Raw genomic sequence first — 23,817 nt, forward strand, 5'->3', positions numbered from 1 at the left:
GCAAGTGCATTGCTAACCGGAAAAAAACGTCTCGAAGGAACGCTCATGGCCGAAGAAACGCGCGCTCCCGCCCCTTATACCGAGGCGGACCTGTCGCTGATCAAGCGCATCATCCCGCACCGCTATCCGTTCCTGTTCATCGACAAGGTGCGCGACATCGTTCCGCATGAAGGCGGCGTGGGCATCAAGATGGTCACCAGCAACGAGCCGCATTTCCAGGGCCACTTCCCCGAAGAGCCCGTGATGCCCGGCGTCACTATCGTCGAGGCGATGGCCCAGACCGCGGCCGTGATCGTCGGCATCAGCATGAACATCATCGACAGGCCGCTGGCGACCTATTTCATGGGCATCGACAAGTGCAAGTTCCGCCGCATGGTCGTGCCCGGCGACGTGCTGGAGCTGCATTGCAAGGCCCTGCGCGGCGGCGGCAAGATCTGGAAGTTCGAGGGACGGGCCCTGGTGGACGGCCAACTCTGCGCCTCGGCCGAGTTCACTGCCATGATGGCGCTGAAGGCCAATGACTGACAGCCTGATCCACCCGAGCGCCGTGATCGAGGATGGCGCGCAGATCGGCGCGGGCGTCCGGATAGGTCCCTTCTGCGTGGTCGGCCCCAAAGTGCGGCTGGCGGATGGCGTGGTCCTGAAATCCCATGTCGCCATCACGGGCGACACGACCGTCGGCGAGGACACGGTTGTCTTCCCCTTCGCCTCGATCGGCGAGGTCCCGCAGGATCTGAAGTTCAAGGGCGAGGACGTGCGCCTGGAGATCGGCGCGCGCAACCGCATCCGCGAATATGTCACCATGAACCCCGGCACCGAGGGCGGAGGCGGCGTGACGCGGATCGGCAATGACGGGCTGTTCATGGCGGGCTGCCATGTGGGCCATGACTGCCAATTGGGCGACCGGGTGATCCTGGTCAACAACGCCTCGCTGGCCGGGCATTGCCACCTGGACGACGACGTGATCGTCGGCGGGCTGTCGGGCGTCCATCAATGGGTGCGCATCGGGCGCGGCGCGATGATCGGCGCGGTGACGATGGTGACCGCGGATGTGATCCCTTACGGCATGGTCCAGGGCCCGCGCGGGCATCTGGACGGGCTGAACCTGGTCGGCCTGAAGCGCCGGGGAGCCAGCCGGGCCGATATCCACGAACTTCGCGACATGCTGGACAAGCTGGGCGGCGGCAGCTTCCGCGACACCGCCCGCCACCTGGCCGAAGGGGAAACCGGCGGAATGGTCCGCGACGTGCTGGACTTCATCCTGGGCCCGTCCGACCGCAGCTTCCTGACCCCGAAGCCCGCATGAGCCGAACCGCCGTCATCGCAGGCAAGGGCATCCTGGCCCCCGCCGTCATCGCCGCGCTGGACGCGCCGCTGGTCTATGCCCTGGACGGCTTCGCGCCCGACGGGGTCGAGGCGCAGCCCTTCCGGCTGGAGCGGCTGGTGCCCTTCCTGGACAGCCTGATCGACCAGGATGTATCGCGCGTCGTCTTCGCTGGTGCTATCCGCCGTCCGCGCCTGGACCCGGAACTGTTCGACAATCGCACCGCGCAGCTGGTGCCGCGCATCATGATGGCGATGCAGTCGGGCGATGATGGCGCCTTGCGCGCGGTGCTGGACGTGTTCGAGGAACATGGGCTGGCCATCGGCTCGGTCGCCGAGGTCGCCCCCGACCTGATCCCCGGCGAGGGCGTTCTGGCGGGCGAGCCCTCGGCCGCCGACCGGCGCGACGCGGCCCGTGCCGCGTTGATCCATGCAACCTTGGGGCCGCTGGACGTGGGGCAGGGTGCCGTGGTCGCGCAAGGCCAGTGTCTTGCGATCGAGACGCTGCCGGGCACCGAGGCCATGCTGGACTTTGCCGGCCGCCACGCCGGGCTGCGGCCCAATCCGAACGGCGCGAAGGGCGTGTTCTTCAAGGCGCCCAAGCCCGGCCAGGACATGCGCATCGACCTGCCGACGCTTGGCCCCGACAGCGTGACGCAGGCCGCCGCCGCCGGGCTGGCCGGCATCGCCTGGCAAGCGGGCGGCGTGATCGTGCTGGACCGGCAGGAAACCATCCGGCGCGCGAATGCGGCGGGATTGTTTCTGTGGGCGATGCCGCCTTCGGGCATGTGAGCAACGAAGAAACCGACTTCGTCGTTGCGCAATGGCCATATGACATCAGCAGCGGGGCAAGGCGCATGAAGTTCTTCCTGATCGCGGGCGAGCCATCGGGCGACCAGCTGGGCGCGGCGCTGATGGCCGGGCTGCGCGAGCTGGTGCCGGCCGCGGAATTCGTCGGCATCGGCGGCGAGGCGATGACCGCGCAGGGCCTTGTCAGCCTGTTTCCCATGCAGGAGCTGAGCCTGATGGGCATATGGGAGGTTCTGCCCAACTATCGCCACCTGAAGCGCCGCATCGCCGAGACGGCGGCTCGGGTGGTTGCGGAAAACCCCGATGCGCTGATCGGCATCGACAGCCCGGATTTCTGCCTGCGCGTGGCCCGCGCGGCGCGGGGCCAGCGGCCCGGCCTGCGGACGATCCACTATGTCGCGCCCTCGGTCTGGGCCTGGCGGCCGGGGCGGGCGCTGAAGATGGCCGAGGTGATCGACCATGTGCTGGCGATCCTGCCCTTCGAGCCGCCCCTGATGCAGGCCGCCGGGATGACCTGCGATTTCGTGGGCCATCCGATCGCCACCCTGCCGGTGGCAGGCCCCGACGAGGCCGCGCTGTTCCGCGCCGGCCACGGGATCGAGCCCGAGAGCCCCGTGGTCCTGTGCCTGCCCGGATCGCGCGGCGGCGAGGTCGGGCGCCTGCTGCCACGTTTTGGCGAGGCGCTGGCGGACCTGCGCCATCATGTCCCCGACATGCAGGTGGTGCTGCCGACCATGCCGGGCGTCGCCGGCCAGGTGCGCCACCTGACTGCGCAATGGTCCATCCGGCCCCTTGTAGTCGAGGACCCCGACCTGAAGCGCGCGGCCTTCGCCGCGGCGGATCTGGCGCTTGCGGCGTCGGGCACGGTCAGCCTGGATCTAGCGGCGAACCGGGTGCCGATGGTGATCGGCTATGACATGGCGCCGCTCAGCCGGATGCTGATCGGGATGCTGCTGAAGACCGACACGGTGACGCTGGTCAACCTGGTCAGCGACACCCGCGCCGTGCCCGAATTCCTGGGCCGCGACTGCAAGCCCGCGCCGATGGCGGCGGCCTTGCTGCGCGTCCTGCAGGACGACGCCGCACGGGTGGCCCAGCTGGATGCGATGGATCTGACCATGGACCGGCTGGGCAAGGGGGGCGAGGCGCCGGGCCTGCGTGCGGCCCGGTCCGTGTTGCGGGCGGTTACAGGGCCGCGGTGACGATCACCTCGACCTTGTAGTCCGGGGTGGCCAGCTTCGCCTCGCCGGTGGCGCGGGCGGGGGTGTGGCCCTGCGGCGCCCACTGGTCCCAGACGGCGTTCATTTCGGCGAAATCAGCCATGTCGGCCAGCCAGATCTGGGCGGACACGATGCGGGTCTTGTCGGTCCCGGCCTCGGCCAGCAGGCGATCCACCTGTTCCAGAACCACGCGGGTCTGGTCGGTGACGGATGCGCCGGGCTCGCCCACCTGGCCCGCCAGCCAGACGATGCCGTTGGCGATGACCGCCTGGCTCATGCGCGGGCCGGTTTCGATGCGTTTGATATCGCTCATTGTCTATGCTCCTTGAATGAGACGCCAGAAGAAGATCGCGGTCATGCCGAAGCCGATGACGGCGATCAGCAGTCGCAGGGTGTCGCGCGGGATGCGCCGGGCCAGGGGCGCGCCGGCATAGCCGCCGGCGATGGTTCCGACCGCCGTGATGGCGGCGGGTCCCCAAGCCACCGCGCCCCCGGCCGCGAAGACGGCAAAGGCAATCAGCGACAGCGCGAAGCTGAGCCAGCATTTCAGCCCGTTCATCGCGTGCAGGTCGGTCATGCCCCACATGGAAAAGACCGCCAGCAGCACGATGCCAAGCCCGCCGTTGAAATAACCCCCGTAGATCGCGACCGGCAGCAGGATGCCCAGGCCGAAGGGCCTGACCACCGATTGCCAGCGCGAGGCTATCCGGCGCACGTCGTCGGCGAAGGAGAAGACCAGCGTCGCCATCAGCAGCAGGAAGGGCACCAGGGCGGAAAAGGCCTTGTTCGAGCTGACCAGCAGCAGCCCGCTGCCGACTGCCCCGCCGATCATCGTCCAGGCCGTCAGCCGGGCGAGGGGGGCTGCGCGAATGTTGCGGATGTCGTCGCGGAACGCGATGGCCGAGGACAGATAGCCCGGCAGCGCGGCGATGGTGCTGGTGGCATTGGCCGCGACCGGCGGGATGCCGGTAAAGACCAGCGCGGGAAAGGTGATGAAGGTGCCGCCGCCCGCGACGGCGTTCAGCATTCCGCCAAGCAGCCCGGCGAAAAACAGCAGGGCAGCGTCCAGCATGGGCGGCCTTCCGGTTTGGTTGTGAACGCCTTGAAGGACCAAGGGATTCGGATCGGCAAGGACGCTAGCCGCAGCGTCATGGGGGCACAAGCCCCGGCCTTGATGCCACGATCTGCCTATCCCTGCAGCAGGAATGCGGATTTCTTGGGCGGCCGGGATCGATGCATGTTAGCGACCTCTGGAGGCAGAGAAATGTCGCAAACGGTGTTGCGCAGATGTCGATCAGAGGCTTAACGTGCGGATGCGCTGGAACAACGAAAACCAAACAGGGAGAGCGCCTTTTGCTGGATGACCGCCACGGCGATGCCTTCGTCGCTTTTGAACATGTGCAAAAAAGCTATGATGGACAGACGCTTGTCGTCAAAGACCTGAACCTGTCCATTGGCAAGGGAGAGTTCCTGACCATGCTGGGGCCCTCGGGCTCGGGCAAGACGACCTGCCTGATGATGCTGGCCGGGTTCGAGACGGCGACTCATGGCGAGATCAAGCTTGCCGGGCGCCCGATCAACCAGGTGCCGCCGCACAAGCGCGGCATCGGCATGGTGTTTCAGAACTATGCCCTGTTTCCGCACATGACGGTGGGCGAAAACCTGTCCTTCCCGCTGGAGGTCCGGGGCATGGCCAAGGCCGAGCGGGAAAGCCGCATCGCCCGCGCGCTGGACATGGTGCAGATGGGCAAGTTCGCCAGCCGCCGCCCCGCGCAGCTTTCGGGCGGCCAGCAGCAGCGCATCGCTCTGGCCCGTGCCCTGGTCTTCGACCCCGAGCTGGTGCTGATGGACGAACCCCTGGGCGCGCTGGACAAGCAGCTGCGCGAGCACATGCAGTTCGAGATCAAGCACCTGCACGAACGGCTTGGCATCACGGTGGTTTACGTGACCCACGACCAGGGCGAGGCCTTGACCATGTCCGACCGCGTGGCGGTCTTCAACGACGGCCGCATCCAGCAGCTGGCCCCGCCTGCCGATCTCTACGAGCGGCCCGATAACAGCTTCGTGGCCCAGTTCATCGGCGAGAACAACAAGCTGCCCGGAACCATCGAGGAACTGTCTGGCGACAAGGCCCTGGTGCGCCTGAAGACCGGCGAGCTGATCGACGCGACCCCGGTGAACGTGACCGCGAAAGGACAGCAGACGCTGGTTTCGATCCGCCCCGAGCGGGTCGAGTTCAAGCCCGAGATGATGCCCCCCGGCGCGCACATGATCGGTGCCGAGGTCTGCGACGTGATCTACATGGGCGACATCCTGCGGGCCCGGCTAAAGGTCGCGGGCAGCGGCGATTTCGTCATGAAGATGCGCAACACGATCGGCCAGACGCGTCTGGAACCCGGCCAGCAGATCAGGATCGGCTGGCACCCCGCCGATGCCCGCGCGCTGGATCCCGTCTGACGGGGGCACGCGGCGCCCGCGCCGGCCGCGGGCCAAGAACGACGGCGAAGGCCGCATGTCATTGCAGTTGGAGTTATAGATGAAGAAGACGCTCGCCCTTACCACCGCGCTTGGGATGATGGCCTCGCCTGTTCTGGCCGATGTGAACCTGCTGTCCTGGGGTGGGGCTTATGGCAACAGCCACCTGGAAGCCTATGCCAAGCCCTTCGAGGCCGAGACCGGCATCAAGGTGACCATGGCCGATGCCGACAACCCGGCGACGCCCATCAAGGCCATGGTCGAGGCGGGCAACGTCACGACCGACGTGGCATCGGTGGAATATGCCGACGCGGTGCGGCTGTGCGACGAAGGGCTGCTGGAGGAAATCGACCCCTCCATCCTGGTCGCGGCCGAGGATGGGACCCCTGCGGCGGACGACTTCATCGAGGGCGCGATCACGGAATGCTTTGTCGCGACCGACGTTTATTCGATGGTCCTGGCCTTTGATGACAGCAAGTTCCCCGATGCCAAGCCTGCCAGCCCGGCCGACTTCTTCGACCTGGAGAAGTTTCCCGGCAAGCGCACCATGCGCAAGGGCGCCAAGTTCAACCTGGAGCTGGCCCTGATGGCCGACGGCGTACCGGCGGCCGAGGTCTATGAGACGCTTGCGACGCCCGAGGGCGTGGACCGCGCCTTTGCCAAGCTGGACAGCATCAAGAACGACGTGATCTGGTGGGAAGCGGGCGCGCAGCCGCCGCAGCTTCTGGCCGATGGCGAGGTCGTGATGGCCTATGCCTTCAACGGCCGGATCTTCAACGCCGCCCAGGGCGAGGGCAAGCCCTTCAAGATCATCTGGGACGGCCAGATCTATGAGATGGAAGGCTGGGTCGTGCCGAAGGGCGCCAAGAACCTGGAGGATGCGATGAAGTTCGTGGCCTGGACGACCTCGCCCGCGCCGCAGGCCCGCGCGGCCGAATTCATCAGCTATGGCCCTCCGCGCAAGTCCGCCGCGGCCCTGGTCGGCAATGTCGAGGGCACCGATGTACCGATGGGGCCGCACCTGCCGACGACCGAGGCGAACATGACCAATGCGCTGCCGTCGAATCTGGACTTCTGGGTCGATCGCGATGCCGAGCTGAACGAGCGCTTCAACAGCTGGCTGGCCAGCTGACCGGATCGGGGCGGGCCAACACAAGCCCGCCCCTGCCCCGAAAGGGGCCAAGAACAAGGGCAAGATGCCCATTCACCAACGGGAGTTAAGAACGTGAAAACCACTCTGGTCCTATCCACCGCCCTTGTGGGCATGGCCTTTGCCGCCACCGCGCAAGAGGTCAATGTCGTGTCTTGGGGCGGTGCCTACGAGGTCAGCCAGGTCGAGGCCTATAACAAGCCCTTCACCGAAAAGACCGGCATCAAGGTCAACATGATCGCCGCCGACAATCCCTCGACGCCGCTCAAGGCGCAGATCGAGGCGAACAACATCACCGGCGACGTCTTCGACATCGAGGTCAGTGACGCCATCCGCCTGTGCGACGAGGGTGCGCTGGTCGAGATCAACCCCGATGACCTTCCCGCCGCGCCCGATGGCACGCCCGCGGCGGAAGACTTCATCGACGGCGCCCTGCAGGATTGCGCGGTTGCCAACATCTTCTGGGGCACTGTCATCGCCTTTGACACGACCAAGTTCGAGGGCGAGAAGCCGTCCACGGCGGCGGATTTCTTCGACACCGAGAAATTCCCCGGCAAGCGCGGCCTGCCCAAGAACCCCAAGCGGACGCTGTATCTGGCGCTGATCGCCGATGGCGTGCCGGCTGACCAGGTCTATGAAAAGCTGAGCACGCCCGAGGGCGTCGATCAGGCTTTCGCGAAGCTGGACGCCATCAAGGACAACGTGGTCTGGTGGGAAGCCGGTGCGCAGCCCGTGCAGCTGCTGGCCGACGGTGAGGTCGTGATGGCCACGGGCTATAATGGCCGCTTCTTCGACGCCATGGTGGGCGAGGGCAAGCCCTTCGAGATCATCTGGGACGGGCAATACATGGACATGGACATGTTCGCCATTCCCAAGGGCGCGCCCAACCCGGAAGCCGCGATGGAATACCTGAAGTTCGCCACCGACACGCAGCGGCTGGCGGACCAGGCGAAATACATCGCCTATGGACCGTCGCGGAAATCCTCGGCCGAGCTGGTGGGGTTGTACAAGGACGGCAAGACCGAAATGGCGCCGCACATGCCCACCAATCCGGAACACATGAAGACCGCGGTCATGGATGACCCGGAATTCTGGGCCGACCACGACGCCGAGCTGACCGAGCGTTTCAACAGCTGGCTGGCCGGCGCCTGATCCAGACAATTGCCGCTGCCCTTGTGGGCGGCGGCCCGATACCTTGAGGACTCCATGGCGAACGCACTTGATCCGCATGCGGCCATCGCGACAACGGCCGGCGGGCTGACCGACGGGGCTCTGCGGACCGCCGATGGCAGGCCGCTGGTGCGCGCCTTGGCCCGGTCGCAAGCCCTGGCGCGGCGCCGCGCCTTTCTGCTGGTGCTGCCGCTGCTGGCCTTTGTCCTGATCACCTTCGTGATCCCGATCGGGCAGATGCTGCAGCGGTCCTTTTACAACGACGGCTTTTCGGACCACATGCCGCAGCTGTCGCAATGGTTCGCCGAGAACCCGCGCGGCGCGGAACCCGACGAGGCCGCCTGGACCGCGCTGGCAACCGACCTGCAGGCCAGTGCCGAAGCGCGCACCATCGGCATCGTCGGCACCCGCATCAACTATGACGTACCGGGCACACGGTCGCTGTTCACCTCGACGGGCCGGCAGGTTCGCCGCGGCATCGAGCCGCCCTACCAGGCGGCCCTGATGGAGATCAACGAGGACTGGGGCGATCCCCGGCTGTGGTCGGCGATGCGCGAGGCCTCCAACCCCGTCACCGGCAACTTCTACCTGGCCGCCGTGGACCGCAAGCGGGGCGAGGATGGCAGCATCCAGCAGGTCGAGGAACGCCAGCAGGTTTACGTGATGCTGTTCATGCGCACCTTCTGGCTGTCGCTGCTGATCACCTTCATCACCTTCGTGCTGGGTTTTCCGATCGCGCATCTGCTGGCGACGCTGCCGATGCGCAAGTCGAACCTGCTGATGATCCTGGTGCTGCTGCCCTTCTGGACCTCGCTGCTGGTGCGGACCACAAGCTGGATGGTGCTGTTGCAGCAGCAGGGGGTGATCAACGACATCCTGGTCTGGCTGGGCGTCATCGGCGGAGGCGGGCGGTTGCAGATGATCTACAATCAGACCGGCACGATCATCGCCATGACCCATATCCTGCTGCCCTTCATGATCCTGCCGCTCTATTCCGTGATGCGGACGATCAACCCGTCCTATGTCCGCGCGGCGCGGTCTCTGGGCGCCACAAGCTGGACGGCCTTCCGCCGGGTCTATTTCCCGCAGACGCTGCCGGGGCTGGGGGCGGGGGCGCTGCTGGTCTTCATCCTGGCCGTGGGCTACTACATCACGCCCGCGCTGGTCGGCGGATCCTCGGGCCAGCTGATTTCCAACATGATCGCGATGCACATGACCGACACGCTGAACTGGTCGATGGCGGCGGCGCTGGCCGCGCTGCTGCTGGGCGCGGTCCTGCTGCTGTACTGGGTGTATGACCGCATGGTCGGCATCGACAACCTGAAGCTGGGGTGATCCATGGCTGTTCCGACCTATGCAACCCCGCTGGAGCGCATCTGGCATTACGCCTATCTGGTGATCTGCGGGCTGATCTTCTTCTTCCTGATCGCGCCCATTGTGGTGATCATCCCGCTGTCCTTCAACGCCGAGCCCTACTTCACCTTTACCGACCGCATGCTGTCCCTCGACCCCGAGGGCTACAGCCTGCGTTGGTATCGCAGCCTGCTGACCTTCGGGATGCAGAACCCCGACGCCACCGGCTGGGCCTTCTGGTCGGATGCCTGGCAGAACGCGAACTGGGTGAAGGCCGCCAAGAACTCGATCATCATCGGGGTGTTCTCGACCCTGCTGGCGACCGTGCTGGGCACGCTGGCAGCCCTTGGCCTGTCGCGCCCCGAGATGCCGTTCCGCCGGGCGATCATGGCGATCCTGATCTCGCCCATGATCGTGCCGCTGATCATCACGGCGACCGGGATGTTCTTCTTCTATTCGAACCCCTGCGAGCTTCTGGGTATCTTCGGCCTGCCCACCAATTGCGGTCGGCTGGCGGGAACCTATGTCGGCGTTATTCTGGCCCATGCGACGCTGGGCATTCCGTTTGTCATCATCACGGTGACGGCGACGCTGGTGGGCTTCGACCAGTCGTTGAACCGGGCGGCGGCATCGCTGGGGGCCAATCCGCGCACCACCTTCTTCCGCGTGACCATGCCCTTGATCCTGCCGGGCGTGATCTCGGGGGCGCTATTCGCCTTTGTCACCTCGTTTGACGAGGTAGTGGCGGTGCTGTTCATCGCCGGCCCCGAGCAGCAGACCATCCCGCGGCAGATGTGGAACGGCATCCGCGAGCAGATCAGCCCCGCCATCCTGGCCGTGGCGACGCTGCTGGTGATCTTCTCCATCGCACTGCTGACCACCGTGGAATTGCTGCGCCGGCGGTCGGAGCGGATCCGGGGTGTCACGCCGAGGTGACACAGGCTGGGGGCTTCGCGCCCCCAGACCCCCGCGGGATACTTTCGTGAAGAAGATGCCTTACGGCAGGATTGCCAGCCACATCCAGATCGTCAGGACCGAGATCGCGGTTCCGACAAGGACCGTGGTCGCTGCGACCCGCTTGGCAGCGCCATACAGGTTCGCAAACAGATAGGCGTTCACCCCCGGCGCCATGGCGGCTGTCATCACCGCAGACCGCAGGCCGGCATCGTCCAGTCCCGTGATCCTGGCCAGGGCGTAAGCGACGCCCGGATGGACCAGCAGCGAACAGGCGCAGCAGAGCGCGATGGCGCCGCTGTCACCTTCCGGGCGATAGCGGTAGAGAACGCCTCCGAGGCCGAACAGGGCGGCGGGCAGGGCGGCATCGGCGATCATGTCCACGGCGGCCCAGAAGCCCTCGGGCATGACCAGACCCGCCTGCATCAGGACGTTCATCGACACGCCTGTCAGGATGCCGATCACCAGCGGCGTGCGCAGCACGCCTGTTATGGCGCGCAGCGCGACGCGGCCGACCGTCAAGCCGCTGCCACGGGCGCGCGTGAACTCCATCACCGTGATGCCGAAGGTATAAAGCAGCGGCGAATGGATCGCGATGATCGCCCAGTTGCCCGACAACGAGTCGGGGCCATAGGCGCGCTCCATGATCGGGATGCCCAGCAGCAGGCTGTTGGAGAACAGGCAGGTGAAGCCGATCGCCACGCAGTCCATCGGCGGGCGGTCGAACAGGAACCGCGCGCCTGCCCAGCCGATGAAATAGCTGGAAAAGGCGCCGATATAGAAGGGCAGCAGCAGCGCCGGGCGGAATTCGGCCCCGAGATCCAGCCGCGACATGGAGGCGAACAGCAGCGTTGGGGCGGCAAAGTTCTGCGCGAAGACCATCAGCCCGTCCACCGCGCTTTCGCGGAAGATGCCGCGCCAGGCCACCAGATAGCCGAAGCCCACGATCAGGAAGACCGGCACGATGATGTTGAACAGCGCGCTCATAGCGCGGCGGGGTGATCGGGCGCATCGGCGCTGGCCTCGATCACCATGCCGTCGAAGGCGGGCAGGATGTGATCGGGGGTCGTGGCCACCACGGTGGCATAGTCCATGTCGATATGCATGTTGGTCAGCACCGCATGCGGGGTTCCGGCATGGGCGATCCAGTCCAGCGCCTGCGCCAGATGGGCATGGCTGGGATGGGGCTGGGGACGCAGGGCATCGCAGATGAAGACCTCGGCCCCGTGGATCAGCGGCCAGGCTGCGTGGGGGATGTCCGACACGTCAGGAAGATAGACCAGCCCGCCGATGCGCAGGCCCAGGGCGGTGATCTCCCCGTGCTGGACGCGGAAGGGGATCAGCGTGACCGGCCCGCCGGGACCGTCGACGATGATGGGGCCGTCGATCAGGCGCAGGTCGCAGATCGGCGTGTAGTAGCTGCCGGGCGGGGTCCTGAAGATATAGCCGAAGCGGTCCAGCAGCGCCTCGGACGTGGGTATGTCGGCCCAGGCCGGGATAAGCCTGCCCGCGTTGTAGGCTATCTGCCGCAGGTCGTCGATGCCGTGGATATGGTCGGCATGGGGATGGGTATAGACCACGGCGTCCAGCGTCGCGACATTGGCGTCCAGCAGTTGCGGGACCAGATCGGGGCCGGTGTCGATCAGCACCTGCGTCGTGCCCCCGGGACCCGGGCGCTCGACCAGCAGCGAACAGCGGCGGCGGCGGTTCCTGGACTCGGCGGGATCGCAGGCGCCCCAGCGGTTCCCCAGCCGAGGCACGCCGCCGGAGGATCCGCAGCCCAGGATCGTGGCCCGGATCATGCCGCGGCCTTCGGGAACAGCCGGTCGAAATTGGCCGAGGTTTGCGCCGCAAGCTGCGGGTATTCCATGCCAAAGGCTTCCGCCAGGATCGCGGCGGTCTTGGCGACATAGGCCGGTTCGTTGCGCTTGCCGCGATGCGGGGGCGGCGCAAGGTAGGGGCTGTCGGTTTCGACCAGGATGCGGTCCATCGGAGCTGCGGCGAAGATCTCCCGCAATTCGGACGAACGCGGGAAGGCCGCGATCCCCGACATCGAGAGATAGAAGCCCAGGTCCAGCGCCGTCCGGGCCAAGGCCGCGCCCGAGGTGAAGCAGTGCATCACGCAGGAAAAGGCGCCGGCGCGGTGTTCCTGAGTCAGGATGCGGGCCATGTCATCGTCGGCGTCGCGGGAATGGATGATCAGCGGCAGGCCCGTGCGGCGCGCGGCCTCGATATGGACCGCCAGGCTTTCGGCCTGCTGCGCGGCGCTGTCGGCGGTGTAGTGGTAATCCAGCCCGGTTTCGCCGATGCCCACGAATTTCGGGTGGGCAGACAGGGCGACAAGCTGCTCCACTGTCGCCATCGGCTCGTCCGCCACGCTCATCGGGTGGGTTCCGGCGGCGTAGAAGACACCGTCATATCGTTCGGCCAGGGCGCGGACCTGCGGTTCCTGGCGCAGGCGGGTGCAGATCGTGACCATGCGCGTGACGCCTGCCGTGCGGGCGCGGGCGATCAGGGCGTCGTGTTCGCCCTCGAAGTCGGGGAAATCCAGATGGCAATGGCTATCGACGATAGAGACCGGGGCCGGCGGAGGGGCCGCTTGGGACATGGATCAACCTTTGGCTGGCAGGGCGGATCGCGCGGGCGGCAGATGCGCCAGTTCGATCAGCATATCCATCACCAGCGCGGCAGGGTCAAGGTTGACCGCCCGGCCCATGCGGGCGCGGGCCGACAGGCGGGCCTGCGCCTCGGCCCAGGCACGGGCGGCACCGTCGTCGGGCGCAAGCCGGGCCAGCAGCGCCCCCTCGCCACGCGCGGCCTGCGGCAGGGGCGGCCCCATCAGGCCCGCCCGGGCGGTGCGCGTCAGGAAGCGGTCCAGCACGGTCATGGTCAGGTCGAAGGGATCGCCGTCGGCACCGGCACGCCCTGCGGCGCCTTCGGCAAAGGCGGCCGCGCGGGGGCGGTCAAGCCGGGGCAGGGTGGCCATCAGATCGACCAGTTCCTGATAGCGGTCAAGCCCGCCCTGGCCCGCCAGCCGCAGGGCCTCGCCCACCGATCCGTCCGACAGGGCGGCCAGGGCTTCGGCATCCTCGTCGATGCCCAGATGGGCCAGGATATTGCCCATCTGGGTCGGGTTCAGCGGCGACAGCCGCAGGGTGCGGCAGCGCGACCGGATGGTCGGCAGAAGTCCCGCCGGCTGGTGGGCGATCATCAGGATCAGCGCGTCGGCGGGCGGTTCCTCCAGCACCTTCAGCAGGGCGTTGGCGGCGGCGGTGTTCATGTCGTCTGCGGCGTCGATGATGGCGATGCGCCGCCCGCCCTCGGCTGCCGACAGGTGGAAGAAGGACAGCAACCGCCGGATTTCATCGACCGGGATCTGCGCGGACAGGCGGCCCGCCTTGTCGTCCCAGGGGCGGCGAACCAGATGCAGGCGCGGTTCGGACAGCGCTTTGACGCGCCGCGCCTCGGGCGTATCCGTGGCGGCGAAGGGGCCGGTCGCGCCTGACAGCATCCAGCGGGCAATGGCCCAGGCCAGGGTGGCCTTGCCGACCCCGCGCGGACCCGTCAGCAGCCAGGCATGGTGCAGCCGCCCGCCTTGCGCGGCCTCCATGAATTCGGCGATGGCATTGTCCTGACCGATGACGCGGTCCGTATGGCGCGGATGCGGCGCGCCGGGAACGCGGTCGGGTTCGGGGATGTCGTCGGGATCGGTTCTCACAACGCGGCCCGGATGCGGGCGGCGACATCCTCGGCGCTGCCGGTCCCGTCGATCAGGCGCACGCGGGCAGGAAATTCGCCTGCCAGCGCACGAAACCCTTCGGCCAGCCGCTGCTGGAACGCCAGTCCCAGGCTTTCGAACCGATCCTCGGCCCCGCCGCGCGCATTGCCCCGGCAAAGGGAGGTGGCCGGGTCAAGGTCGATCACGAAGGTCAGGTCCGGCTCCACGCCGATCGCCAGATCGTGCATCCGGTCCACGAACCCGCGCAGGTCGCCCCGGGTCGCACCCTGATAGACGCGGGTGCTGTCGGCAAAGCGGTCGGTGATGACGGTCTGCCCGGCGGCCAGGGCCGGGCGGATGGTGCGCTCCAGGTGATCGCGGCGGGCCGCGGTGAACAGCAGGCATTCGGTTTCCGCCGACCAGCGTTCGCCCGCGCCCTCGACCAGCAGGCGGCGGATCTCCTCGGCCCCCGGGCTGCCGCCGGGTTCGCGGGTCAGGACGACATCGCGACCCTCGGCGCGAAGCGCATCGGCCAGCAGGCGGGCCTGCGTGGACTTGCCGCAGCCGTCGATCCCCTCGAAGCTGATGAACATCAAAGGCCGGCAGCCTCGACCGCCTTGTGGCCAAGCCGCATGACGGCGCCCTTCATCCGGCCCGCGAAACCGGCCTCGGGCACGTCCTCGGCGGCCAGCAGGGGGGTGATGGCCTCTTGCGTGCCGGGGACGGTCACGACCAGGCGGCCGATGGGGTCGCCCTTGGCGATGGGGGCGGGAATGGGCGAGTCATAGACCGCCTCGACCTTGACCTGGTCCTGCGATCCGGCGGGCACCAGCACGTTGACGCCGTCCTTGGTGGTCAGGCCGACGCGGGATTTCGTGCCCAGCCAGACCGGAGCCTCCAGCACCGTCTCGCCTGCGGGAACCAGCGTTTCCATGCTGAACTGGCGGAAAGCCCAGTTGACGATGCGTTCCGATTCCTCGGCCCGTGCGGTCTCGGACGGCAGGCCACTGATGACAAAGATCACCCGGCGCCCGTCCTGAACGGCAGAGCCGACAAGCCCGTAGCCCGCTTCCTGCGTGTGGCCGGTCTTGAGCCCGTCCGCGCCGATATCCAGCTTGAGGATCGGATTGCGGTTGAAGCGGTTGGACGGCACCCGGTCCATGTAGCGGAACTCGGTCAACGAGAAATCGCCGTAATACTGCGGGAAATCGTTGATCAGGTGCATCGCCAGCACCCCCAGATCCTCGGCCGACATCACATGACCCTCGGCGGGCCAGCCGGTCGAGTTCTTGAAGACCGAGTGCTTCAGCCCCAGCGTTTTCGCGCGTTCGGTCATCTGACGGGCAAAGGCTTCCTCGGTCCCGGCCAGCCCTTCGGCCAGGACGACGCAGGCATCATTGCCCGACAGGACGATCACGCCCTTGATCAGTTGTTCCACGGTCGGCGTGTCGCGGGGTTCGACGAACATCTTTGACCCGCCCATCTTCCAGGCCCGTGTGGACACGGGCAGGGTGTCGGTCAACTTCAGCCGGCCGTTCTGCAGCGCCTCGAACACCATGTACAGCGTCATCAGCTTGGACATGGACGCGGGCGGGATCGGCACCTCGGCGTTCTTCGACATCAGCACGGTGCTGGTGTTCACGTCATACACCCAGGCCGAGGTCGCGTTGGTTTCGAACGCCTGAACCGGGGCGGCCAGACACAGAATTGCCATAAGCCTTGTCAGGAGTGCGCGCATGAAAAGTCCTTTGCCTGTTCAGGCCGATGGTTACAACATGGCCCCGGCTGTCGCAACGCGGGCCACAATCATTCCGGGAGATTTGAAGATCAGTTCCCGGTCGCCTCGCGCCAATGGCGGCGGCACAGGGACACATAGGTTTCATTGCCCCCCACCTGCACCTGCGCGCCTTCGGTGATGGCGCGGCCCGCCTCGTCGCGGCGGATCACCATTGTGGCCTTCTTGCCGCAATGGCAGATGGTGCGGACCTCGCGCATGTCGTCGGCCAGGGCCAGCAGGGCGGCCGATCCGGGGAACAGTTCGCCCCGGAAATCGACCCGCAGGCCATAGCACATGACGGGGATGCGCAGGTCGTCGGCCACGCGCGCCAGTTGCCAGACCTGGGCGGGGGACAGGAACTGCGCCTCGTCCACGAAGATGCAGGCGCAGTCCATGCCGCGATCCTCGATCAGCGCGAACATGTCGGTCCCGGCGTCGAAGGTCAGGGCGTCGTCGCCGATGCCGATGCGGCTGGCGATGCGGCCGGGACCCGCGCGGCTGTCGATGGCCGCCGTCAGAAGCAACGTCTGCATGCCTCGTTCGCGATAGTTGTAGGAGGCCTGCAGCAGCAGCGTGCTCTTGCCCGCGTTCATGGTGGAATAATGGAAGTACAGCTTGGCCATGCGGCCCCATAGCGCCGGGGCCGGGCGGCAGCAAGGGTTGCGGCAACCCACGCCAGATGGCAAAAGGCCATGGGCGGCGGTCACATCCACCAGCGCGGTCACGCGCTGCCTTTCCATATGTAAGTCAGGTTCTCCGATGCGCGATCCCTTGTTCCGCATGGCCCTTGTCCTGGGCGTTCTGTCCGCCGTCGGTCCCTTCGCGATCGACATGTATCTGCCCGCGCTGCCGCAGGTCGCAGCCGACCTTGGCACGACCGAGGCGGGGGCGGCGCTGACGCTGACATCCTATTTCATCGTCTTCGGCATCGCGCAGATGATCTATGGCCCGATGGCTGACGCCATCGGCCGCAAGAAGCCGCTGCTGATCGGGGTCTCGATCTTCACCCTGGCCACGGTGGCGGCTGCCCTGGCGCCCACGCTGGGCTGGCTGATCGCGGCGCGTGCGGTGCAGGGCCTCGGCGCCGCCACGCTGATGGCGGTGCCGCGCGCGGTGATCCGCGACGTGGCGACGGGCCCCGAGGCCGCGAAGGTGATGTCGACGATCATGATCGTCATCGCCGTAAGCCCCATGCTGGCGCCCCTGACGGGATCGCTGGTCATGGCCTGGGGCGGCTGGCGCGAGATCTTCGCCATCCTGGCCGTCGCGGCGCTCATCAGCCTGGCCCTGATCCTGTTCGTCCTGCCCGAGACTCTGGCCCCGGAACACCGCCGCCCCGTCAGCCTTGCGCCGATGCTGTCGGGCGCGCGCCGACTGCTGACCGACCGGCGCTTCATGGGGCTGACCATGATCGGCGGCTTCGGCATGGCCAGCTTCTTCGTGTTCCTGTCCTCGGCCAGCTTCGTCTATACCCGCCAATACGGGCTGTCGCCGACCGGCTTCTCGCTCGCCTTCGCGGTCAATGCCATCGGCTTCTTCACCGCCTCGCAATTCGCCGGACCGATGGCGCAAAGGCATGGAATGGAGCGGGTGATCTCACTGGCGATCACCGGCTTTGCGGGGATCATGATCGCGCTGGCGCTGATCGTCTGGCTGGGCCTCGACGCGCTGCCGGTGGTCATGGCGGGGCTGTTCCTGGGCAATGCCTGCCTGGGGCTGGTCATGCCCACGGCCATGGTGATGTCGCTGGACCCCCATCCCGACATCGCGGGGCTGGCATCATCGCTAGGGGGCACGTTCCAGATGTTGACCGGAGGGTTGATGATCGCGCTGACCGGCCCCTTCATGGACAACAGCGCCGCCAGCATGGTGACGGCCATCGCGACCTGCGCGGCGCTTGCCTGGTGCGCAGCCGCCGCATCGCTGCCCCGCCTGCGCCTGGCATGAAAAAGCCGCAGGGCGCGAACCCTGCGGCTTCTTCTTCATCCAAATATCCAAAGGGCGACGCCGCCCCGCGTGCTACGCCTGCCGGCTTTTCGGCTGCCGGGACGGGCGCCGCGCCGGACGCTTGTTGGCACCAACGCCCATCGGCTTGCCGCGTCCGCCGCCCTGCGGGCGGGCCGAGGGGATCGGACCGGACGGAACCTCGCCCCCGATCACCGGGATCGGCGCCTTCATGGCCTTTTCGATGGCGCGCAATTCGCCGACCTCGGCCGGGGCGCAGAAGGCCACGGCCCGACCGTCGCGACCCGCGCGGGCCGTGCGGCCGATCCGGTGGACATAGTTTTCCGGCACGTTCGGCAGGTCATAGTTATAGACATGCGCGACCTCGGGGATATCCAGGCCCCGCGCGGCCACGTCTGTCGCCACCAGGACCTGCGTCTCGCCCTTGCGGAAGGCATCCAGCGCGCGTTCCCGCTGGCCCTGGCTCTTGTTGCCGTGGATCGCGGCGACGGCGAAGCCCCATTTCTCCAGCAGCTTGGCCAGCTTTTCCGACCCGTGCTTGGTGCGGCCAAAGACCATCGCCAGTTCGCCCGGGTGCTTGGACAGGTATTCCGCCAGCAGCGTCGCCTTGTCGCCCTGGGTCACGAAATGGACGCCCTGATCGATCTTCTTGGCCGCTTGGCCCGGCGGGTTCACGGCGACCCGGACCGGTTCGGTCAGGTAGGTGTCGGCCAGTTCCTCCATCAGCTTCGGCATGGTGGCCGAGAACAGCAGCGTCTGGCGTTCCCTCGGCAGCATCCGCGCGATCTTGCGCAGCGTGTGGATGAAGCCGATGTCCAGCATCTGGTCGGCCTCGTCCAGCACCAGATAGGTGGTGGCTTCCAGGCTGATCGCGCGGCGCTCGATCAGGTCCATCAGGCGGCCCGGCGTGGCGATCAGGACATCGACGCCGCGCGACAGCCGTTCGGTCTGCACGTTGATCGAGGCCCCGCCGACGACGCGGAAACTGCGGATCGGCGTGCCTTCCGCATAGGCGTCGATATTGGTGGCGATCTGGGTGGCCAGTTCGCGGGTCGGCGCCAGGATCAGCGCCCGGCAGGTCTTGGGATCGGGTTTCTTGCCGAAGTTGATCAGCCGGGTCAGCATCGGCAGGCCGAAGGCCGCCGTCTTTCCGGTGCCGGTCTGCGCCAGGCCCAGCACGTCGCGGCCTTCCACAACGGCCGGGATTGCCTCGGCCTGGATCGGCGTCGGCTTGGTCAGGCCGATAGCCGCGATATTGGCGTTGATGCGGTGGTCGATGCCCATGTCCGCAAAGGGGCCGGTCGGCAGCGGATCGCGGGCGGGCGCGCGGCGGCCGTCGTTCGCGTCGAAATGAGGCGCGCTGCGCGGCTTGCCCTTGGCGCCGCGGAAGCCGCGGCGGTTGTTGCTCTGTTCCATCAAAAACTTTCGTCCAGGCACCCCCCGTATCGGATGCAAGGGCAGGGGCCGCATGAACATGCGGCAATCAGCAGGGATGCGGGCGAGATACGAGGATGCCCACAAGCCTCCCCGCGTGAATGGGAAACTGGAATGAATGCCGGGCCCTGGGCGGAAAACGCGGCTGCTCACGCGGCAGCGGGCGGCGACTGGACCCACATGGGCCTTCACGGTCTGCAAGTCAAGCAAGATCGATGAGACCAAAAGGCGTTAATCATTATTAAAGATATCGGTGGAAGGCGGCTGCCGTCGGTGCCAGAAATACAGGCAGTTCCACAGTTGCCATTTCATGGGGTTAAGCGTCATGGCCACGATCAAAGCCAATTATGCAATCGACAGCTATGCGATCGATCTGAACTTCTATTCGCGACATTTCTACGAGGATTTCTTCTTAGATGACTCTTACTTCCTGATTTCCGGACGGACGTATCAGGACCTCTACATCGTGAATGGCTGGAATGGATATGACGATCTGCTCCTGGGCTTCGGTGGGTTCGGCTTTGGCGTCAACGCCTGGGGCGATGTGACCGGGGGGACCGTCACCTTTCTTTCCGAAGAGTTCTACGACGGACCGGAGATCTGGTCCGCGATGAATTTTTCTGTGCCAGCAGCCTGGCTTTACAATGCGGGCTTGACCTATGGGAATGCCGACGATCGGGTGGTCTTTTCCTCGGTCATGGCGGGCAACGATACCGTCAACCTCAGCCAGTTCGACGACCGGTTCGAGGGGTGGGCAGGCAATGACCAGATGTTCGGACACGGCGGCAATGATACCCTGATCGGAGGGACCGGCAATGACATGACGAATGGCGGCCTGGGCAATGACCGGCTGCTGGGCAGCGACGGGCATGACCGCCTGATCGGCGCCGCGGGCAACGATATCCTTGAAGGCGGAAACGGCAGCGATACGTTGGAAGGGGGATCGGGCCGCGATCAGATGTTCGGCGGCGCCGACGCGGCGCGGGACGTGTTCGTGTTCCGCGCACCCGCCGAAACCGTTCCGGGCACGCAACGTGACAGCATCCTTCAATTCAGGGCCGGGCAGGACGACATCGACCTGTCGCTGATCGACGCAAGCATCGGGCGCGCCGGAAACCAGGCCTTTGCGTTCACAGGCACAACGGCCGCCGCTCATTCGGTTTGGTATGTCAAACAGGCGGGCGGCGTCTTGGTCCGGGGCGACATGAACGGCAACAAGACCGCCGATTTCGAGATCTGGGTGGACGACGCCCTCCGCCTGGGCGCGGCCGACTTCATCCTGTAGCGCGGTCCGCGCTGTCCAGCCAGATCGTCACCGGACCGTCATTGACCAGCCGCACCTTCATGTCGGCGCCGAAGCTGCCGGTTTCGACCGCGATGCCCTGGTCGCGCAGGCATTCGGCAAAGCGTTCGTAAAGCCGCTTTCCATCCTCGGGCGCGGCGGCGGATGAAAAGCCGGGGCGGTTTCCCGTGCGGGTATCGGCGGCCAAGGTGAACTGGCTGATCACCAGCGCGCCACCGCCGACGTCCAGCAGCGACCGGTTCATCCGCCCCTGGTCGTCGCGGAAGATGCGCAGCTTGGCCACGCGGGCGGCCAGCCTGTCGGCCGCGGTTTCATCATCGCCTGCCATGGCGCAGACCAGCACCAGCAGCCCCGGCCCGGTGCGGCCGATGGTGGCGCCTTCGACCTCGACTTGCGCCTCGGTCACGCGTTGGACAAGCGCGCGCATCAGACCAACGCAATGCCGGTGATGACCAGCAGCAGCCCGATCATCGACACCGCAAGCGCGCCCATGTTGACGGCCAGAACGCTGCGCATCCGCGCGCGCATCGCCGCATCGGCAAGGCCGGCCTTGCGCGCGCGGGCCACCGTCACGATGCACCAGGCAAGGCCCGCGACACCCGCCAGCGTCAGCGCCGCGCCGCCCCAGATCAGCCAGTCGAAAACCGTCATCGGACCATCCCCCAATGTTTGCGCCTGCGGCCTAGCGGCGATTGCGCCCTGCGGCAAGACCGCCTAACAGATGCCGCCAAGGACGGGACAGGATCAAAACGGAAGGAAAACCGATGATGGACGATCAGGCTTACAGCGTTGCCGCCGACGAACTGCGCCAGTTCATCGAACAGTTCGAACAGCTGGAAGCGGAAAAGAAGGACATCGCCGAACGCCAGAAAGAGGTGATGGCCGAGGCAAAGGCCCGCGGTTACGACACCAAGGTGATGAAGAAGATCGTGGCCCTGCGCAAGCGCGACCGCGACGATATCGCCGAGGAAGAGGCGATCCTGGAAATGTACAAGCAGGCGCTCGGCATGGGCTGACGCCCGCGTCATTTCCTTTGACTTCTCATGTCTGATCCCGTAGAAGCCGCCCCTTCGGCCCTGACGTCCAGGGCGGCGGACGCGGGGAGATGTCTGTCGCAAGGATCGCGGTGCCCTCACTCGGGTGTAAGGCACCCCCATTCTGGCGAAGTTTATGACAGACAACATGATTGCCGCGCCTCTGGCCGCGGCTCTGGCGGCCAAGGGCTATGCCAGCCTCACTTCAGTTCAACAGGCGGTCCTGGAAACCGACGCGGCAGGGCGCGACATGCTGGTCTCGGCGCAGACCGGATCGGGCAAGACCGTGGCCTTCGGCCTTGCCATCGCGCCGCAGCTGATGGACGACGACATGCTGCCGGACGTGGTTGCCCCGCTGGCCCTGGCCATCGCCCCGACCCGAGAGCTTGCGCTGCAGGTCGCGGCCGAGCTTGGCTGGCTTTACGGCCAGGCGGGCGCCCGCATTGCCACCTGCGTCGGCGGCATGGACTATCGCGGCGAGCGGCGCGCCCTGGAGCGCGGCGCCCATATCGTCGTGGGCACCCCGGGCCGGCTGCGCGACCATATCGAGCGTGGTTCGCTGGACCTGTCGGCCCTGCGCGTCGCGGTGCTGGACGAAGCGGACGAGATGCTGGATCTGGGCTTCCGCGAGGATCTGGAATTCATCCTTGAATCCGCCCCCGCAGACCGGCGCACGCTGATGTTCTCGGCAACGGTTCCCCCCGCGATCGAGCATCTGGCGGGCACCTTCCAGCGCGACGCGATGCGCATCATGGCCCAGGGCGAATCGCGCCAGCACGGCGACATCGAATACCGCGCCTTCAACGTCGCCGCCCGCGACCGCGAGCCCGCGATCTTCAACATCCTGCGCCTGCACGAGGCGCGGACCGCGATCATCTTCTGCAAGACGCGGGCCAACGTGAACCACCTGCTGGCCCGCATGGGGAACCGGGGCTTCAAGGCCGTGGCGCTTTCGGGCGAACTCAGCCAGCAGGAACGCACCCATGCCCTGCAGGCGCTGCGGGACGGACGCGCCTCGGTCTGCGTGGCGACCGACGTGGCGGCGCGCGGCATCGACCTGCCGGGGCTGGAACTGGTGATCCATGCCGACCTGCCGACGAATTCCGAAACGCTGCTGCACCGTTCGGGCCGCACCGGCCGGGCAGGGGCCAAGGGCGTCTCGGCCCTGATCGTCATGCCGTCCGAGGTCCGCAAGGCGCAGATGCTTCTGAAACGCGCCAAGGTCGAGGCCGATTGGGGTCCCGCGCCCTCGGCCGACGAGGTTAGCGCACGTGACGACACCCGGATGCTGGACCACCCGGCGCTGCAGGGTGATTCGGACGACGATGCGGACTTGGCTCGGCAGATGCTGGAGCGTTTCGGCCCTGACCGGCTGGCGCAAGCCTTTATCCGGCTGTGGCGCGAAGGCCGCCCCGCGCCCGAGGAACTGACCGTCCTGCAGGACCGTGCCCCGACAGCGGCCCGCGAACGCCCGCCTTTTGGCGAGGCGGTGTGGTTCCAGTTGTCCGTGGGTCATACCGCCCGGGCCGAGGCGCGCTGGCTTCTGCCCAAGATCTGCGACGGCGGCGGCATCAACCGCGATGCCATCGGCGCCATTCGCGTCCGCCAGGACGAAACCTTCGTGCAGATCGCCGTCGCGCAGGCCGGCAAGTTCGGCAAGGCGATGGAGCTTGAGCCGGGCCTGACAATGCGCCGCCTGGACGGAGAGCCCGACCTGGAACGGGCACCCCGGCCCGCCGAGCGCCCCGCCCACCGCAAGCCCGAGGGCGAGTGGAAGAAGCCTTCGCGTCCCGAAGCATCGGGCGAGGTTCCGGCAAGGACCAAGAAGCCGCGCTGGACCCCCGAAGAACGCAGCACCAGGACGGGCAAGCCCGCCCAGGAAGGCGCAAAGCCCGGCGGCTTCCGGGCCAAGACCGCGCGATCCGAAGGTGGCAAGGAACGTGGCAAGTTCACGGCCCACCGCAAGGGCGGCAAGCCGGTCAAGGGCGAACGCTGACAAGGGGCCGTGCATCCGTCAGGCTGCACGGCACCCCGCCGCCACGGCGCTTTCTTGCAGAGGGCGACTCAAACTCAAGAATAATGTTGACCTTGGGTCAGAGTCGTCTCACGCTGAACTCGGTGTTCTAGTTCA

The 23,817-nt window shown here is 66.7% G+C and carries 25 protein-coding genes; 13 read left to right on the forward strand and 12 right to left on the reverse strand.

The genetic code is table 11. The features are described from left to right. Nucleotides 1–45: 45 nt before the first annotated feature. The 4 genes from fabZ (at nt 46) to lpxB (ending at nt 3,335) form a co-directional block, all read left to right on the forward strand. Complete coding sequence (gene fabZ / locus OU682_RS06015; RefSeq protein WP_268941169.1) at nt 46–525, forward strand: 3-hydroxyacyl-ACP dehydratase FabZ; 480 nt, start codon at nt 46–48, stop codon at nt 523–525. Then, nucleotides 518–1,306: an acyl-ACP--UDP-N-acetylglucosamine O-acyltransferase gene (gene lpxA / locus OU682_RS06020; RefSeq protein WP_268941170.1), complete on the forward strand. Its 789-nt coding sequence runs from the start codon at nt 518–520 to the stop codon at nt 1,304–1,306. The genes fabZ and lpxA overlap by 8 nt, the downstream gene beginning before the upstream one ends. Continuing rightward, nucleotides 1,303–2,115: an LpxI family protein gene (locus tag OU682_RS06025; protein ID WP_268941171.1), complete on the forward strand. Its 813-nt coding sequence runs from the start codon at nt 1,303–1,305 to the stop codon at nt 2,113–2,115. Before lpxA ends, OU682_RS06025 begins: the two co-directional genes overlap by 4 nt. Before the next feature lie 65 nt (nt 2,116–2,180). Next, complete coding sequence (gene lpxB, locus OU682_RS06030) at nt 2,181–3,335, forward strand: lipid-A-disaccharide synthase (protein WP_268941172.1); 1,155 nt, start codon at nt 2,181–2,183, stop codon at nt 3,333–3,335. On the opposite strand, the gene OU682_RS06035 is transcribed toward lpxB, so the two are convergent. Continuing rightward, a complete protein-coding gene (locus OU682_RS06035) occupies nt 3,319–3,666 on the reverse strand; it encodes a RidA family protein (protein WP_268941173.1) in 348 nt (115 codons plus the stop codon). The genes lpxB and OU682_RS06035 overlap by 17 nt on opposite strands. 3 nt (nt 3,667–3,669) lie before the next feature. Further along, on the reverse strand, nt 3,670–4,425 hold the full coding sequence (locus tag OU682_RS06040; RefSeq protein ID WP_268941174.1) for a sulfite exporter TauE/SafE family protein: 756 nt from the start codon (nt 4,423–4,425) through the stop codon (nt 3,670–3,672). A 281-nt stretch (nt 4,426–4,706) separates the two neighbouring features. On the opposite strand from OU682_RS06040, the gene OU682_RS06045 reads away from it, so the two are divergent. From OU682_RS06045 to OU682_RS06065, 5 genes are all read left to right on the forward strand, one after another. Then, the gene (locus OU682_RS06045; protein WP_268941175.1) at nt 4,707–5,810 is read left to right on the forward strand and encodes an ABC transporter ATP-binding protein; all 1,104 of its coding nucleotides are present in this window, start codon (nt 4,707–4,709) and stop codon (nt 5,808–5,810) included. Nucleotides 5,811–5,889: 79 nt separating this feature from the next. Beyond that, nucleotides 5,890–6,960 (forward strand): ABC transporter substrate-binding protein, encoded by a 1,071-nt coding sequence (locus OU682_RS06050; protein WP_268941176.1) that lies wholly within the window; start codon nt 5,890–5,892, stop codon nt 6,958–6,960. Nucleotides 6,961–7,053: 93 nt separating this feature from the next. Then, on the forward strand, nt 7,054–8,130 hold the full coding sequence (locus OU682_RS06055) for an ABC transporter substrate-binding protein (protein ID WP_268941177.1): 1,077 nt from the start codon (nt 7,054–7,056) through the stop codon (nt 8,128–8,130). 54 nt (nt 8,131–8,184) lie between these two features. Next, the gene (locus tag OU682_RS06060) at nt 8,185–9,483 is read left to right on the forward strand and encodes an ABC transporter permease (protein ID WP_268941178.1); all 1,299 of its coding nucleotides are present in this window, start codon (nt 8,185–8,187) and stop codon (nt 9,481–9,483) included. A 3-nt stretch (nt 9,484–9,486) separates the two neighbouring features. Beyond that, on the forward strand, nt 9,487–10,437 hold the full coding sequence (locus OU682_RS06065) for an ABC transporter permease (RefSeq protein ID WP_268941179.1): 951 nt from the start codon (nt 9,487–9,489) through the stop codon (nt 10,435–10,437). Nucleotides 10,438–10,497: 60 nt separating this feature from the next. Here the strand turns inward: OU682_RS06065 and OU682_RS06070 are convergent, their stop codons facing one another. The 7 genes from OU682_RS06070 to OU682_RS06100 form a co-directional block, all read right to left on the reverse strand. Next, a complete protein-coding gene (locus OU682_RS06070) occupies nt 10,498–11,442 on the reverse strand; it encodes an AEC family transporter (RefSeq protein ID WP_268941180.1) in 945 nt (314 codons plus the stop codon). Beyond that, nucleotides 11,439–12,257 (reverse strand): MBL fold metallo-hydrolase, encoded by an 819-nt coding sequence (locus OU682_RS06075; RefSeq protein ID WP_268941181.1) that lies wholly within the window; start codon nt 12,255–12,257, stop codon nt 11,439–11,441. The genes OU682_RS06070 and OU682_RS06075 overlap by 4 nt, the downstream gene beginning before the upstream one ends. After that, nucleotides 12,254–13,063, reverse strand: a complete 810-nt coding sequence (locus tag OU682_RS06080; RefSeq protein ID WP_268941182.1) for a TatD family hydrolase — start codon at nt 13,061–13,063, stop codon at nt 12,254–12,256. The genes OU682_RS06075 and OU682_RS06080 overlap by 4 nt, the downstream gene beginning before the upstream one ends. 3 nt (nt 13,064–13,066) lie before the next feature. Beyond that, nucleotides 13,067–14,173: a DNA polymerase III subunit delta' gene (locus OU682_RS06085; RefSeq protein WP_268941183.1), complete on the reverse strand. Its 1,107-nt coding sequence runs from the start codon at nt 14,171–14,173 to the stop codon at nt 13,067–13,069. Further along, a complete protein-coding gene (tmk, locus tag OU682_RS06090; RefSeq protein WP_268941184.1) occupies nt 14,170–14,766 on the reverse strand; it encodes a dTMP kinase in 597 nt (198 codons plus the stop codon). Before tmk ends, OU682_RS06085 begins: the two co-directional genes overlap by 4 nt. Further along, entirely contained in the window at nt 14,766–15,911 is a 1,146-nt protein-coding gene (locus OU682_RS06095) for a D-alanyl-D-alanine carboxypeptidase family protein (protein WP_268941185.1), read from the reverse strand. The genes tmk and OU682_RS06095 overlap by 1 nt, the downstream gene beginning before the upstream one ends. An 89-nt stretch (nt 15,912–16,000) precedes the next feature. Continuing rightward, nucleotides 16,001–16,573 carry a thymidine kinase gene (locus tag OU682_RS06100; protein ID WP_268941266.1) on the reverse strand — a complete coding sequence of 191 codons (573 nt, stop codon included), beginning with the start codon at nt 16,571–16,573 and terminating at the stop codon, nt 16,001–16,003. A gap of 136 nt (nt 16,574–16,709) precedes the next feature. Here OU682_RS06100 and OU682_RS06105 point away from each other — a divergent pair, with 136 nt between their 5' ends. Further along, the gene (locus OU682_RS06105; RefSeq protein WP_268941186.1) at nt 16,710–17,897 is read left to right on the forward strand and encodes a multidrug effflux MFS transporter; all 1,188 of its coding nucleotides are present in this window, start codon (nt 16,710–16,712) and stop codon (nt 17,895–17,897) included. Between the two features lie 72 nt (nt 17,898–17,969). On the opposite strand, the gene OU682_RS06110 is transcribed toward OU682_RS06105, so the two are convergent. Then, on the reverse strand, nt 17,970–19,199 hold the full coding sequence (locus tag OU682_RS06110) for a DEAD/DEAH box helicase (RefSeq protein WP_268941267.1): 1,230 nt from the start codon (nt 19,197–19,199) through the stop codon (nt 17,970–17,972). Between the two features lie 475 nt (nt 19,200–19,674). Here OU682_RS06110 and OU682_RS06115 point away from each other — a divergent pair, with 475 nt between their 5' ends. Next, nucleotides 19,675–20,634: a M10 family metallopeptidase C-terminal domain-containing protein gene (locus OU682_RS06115; protein WP_268941187.1), complete on the forward strand. Its 960-nt coding sequence runs from the start codon at nt 19,675–19,677 to the stop codon at nt 20,632–20,634. Here OU682_RS06115 and dtd read toward each other — a convergent pair. Both dtd and OU682_RS06125 read right to left on the reverse strand, forming a co-directional pair. Beyond that, nucleotides 20,624–21,079, reverse strand: coding sequence for a D-aminoacyl-tRNA deacylase (dtd, locus tag OU682_RS06120; RefSeq protein WP_268941188.1), 456 nt, complete (start codon nt 21,077–21,079; stop codon nt 20,624–20,626). The genes OU682_RS06115 and dtd overlap by 11 nt on opposite strands. Next, complete coding sequence (locus OU682_RS06125) at nt 21,079–21,303, reverse strand: hypothetical protein (protein WP_268941189.1); 225 nt, start codon at nt 21,301–21,303, stop codon at nt 21,079–21,081. The genes dtd and OU682_RS06125 overlap by 1 nt, the downstream gene beginning before the upstream one ends. 113 nt (nt 21,304–21,416) lie before the next feature. On the opposite strand from OU682_RS06125, the gene OU682_RS06130 reads away from it, so the two are divergent. After that, on the forward strand, nt 21,417–21,668 hold the full coding sequence (locus OU682_RS06130) for a DUF2312 domain-containing protein (protein ID WP_103172693.1): 252 nt from the start codon (nt 21,417–21,419) through the stop codon (nt 21,666–21,668). Between the two features lie 154 nt (nt 21,669–21,822). Then, the gene (locus tag OU682_RS06135) at nt 21,823–23,682 is read left to right on the forward strand and encodes a DEAD/DEAH box helicase (RefSeq protein WP_268941190.1); all 1,860 of its coding nucleotides are present in this window, start codon (nt 21,823–21,825) and stop codon (nt 23,680–23,682) included. Nucleotides 23,683–23,817 lie beyond the last annotated feature (135 nt).

This window comes from Paracoccus benzoatiresistens (assembly GCF_026913015.1).
GTDB classification, from domain to species: domain Bacteria; phylum Pseudomonadota; class Alphaproteobacteria; order Rhodobacterales; family Rhodobacteraceae; genus Paracoccus; species Paracoccus benzoatiresistens.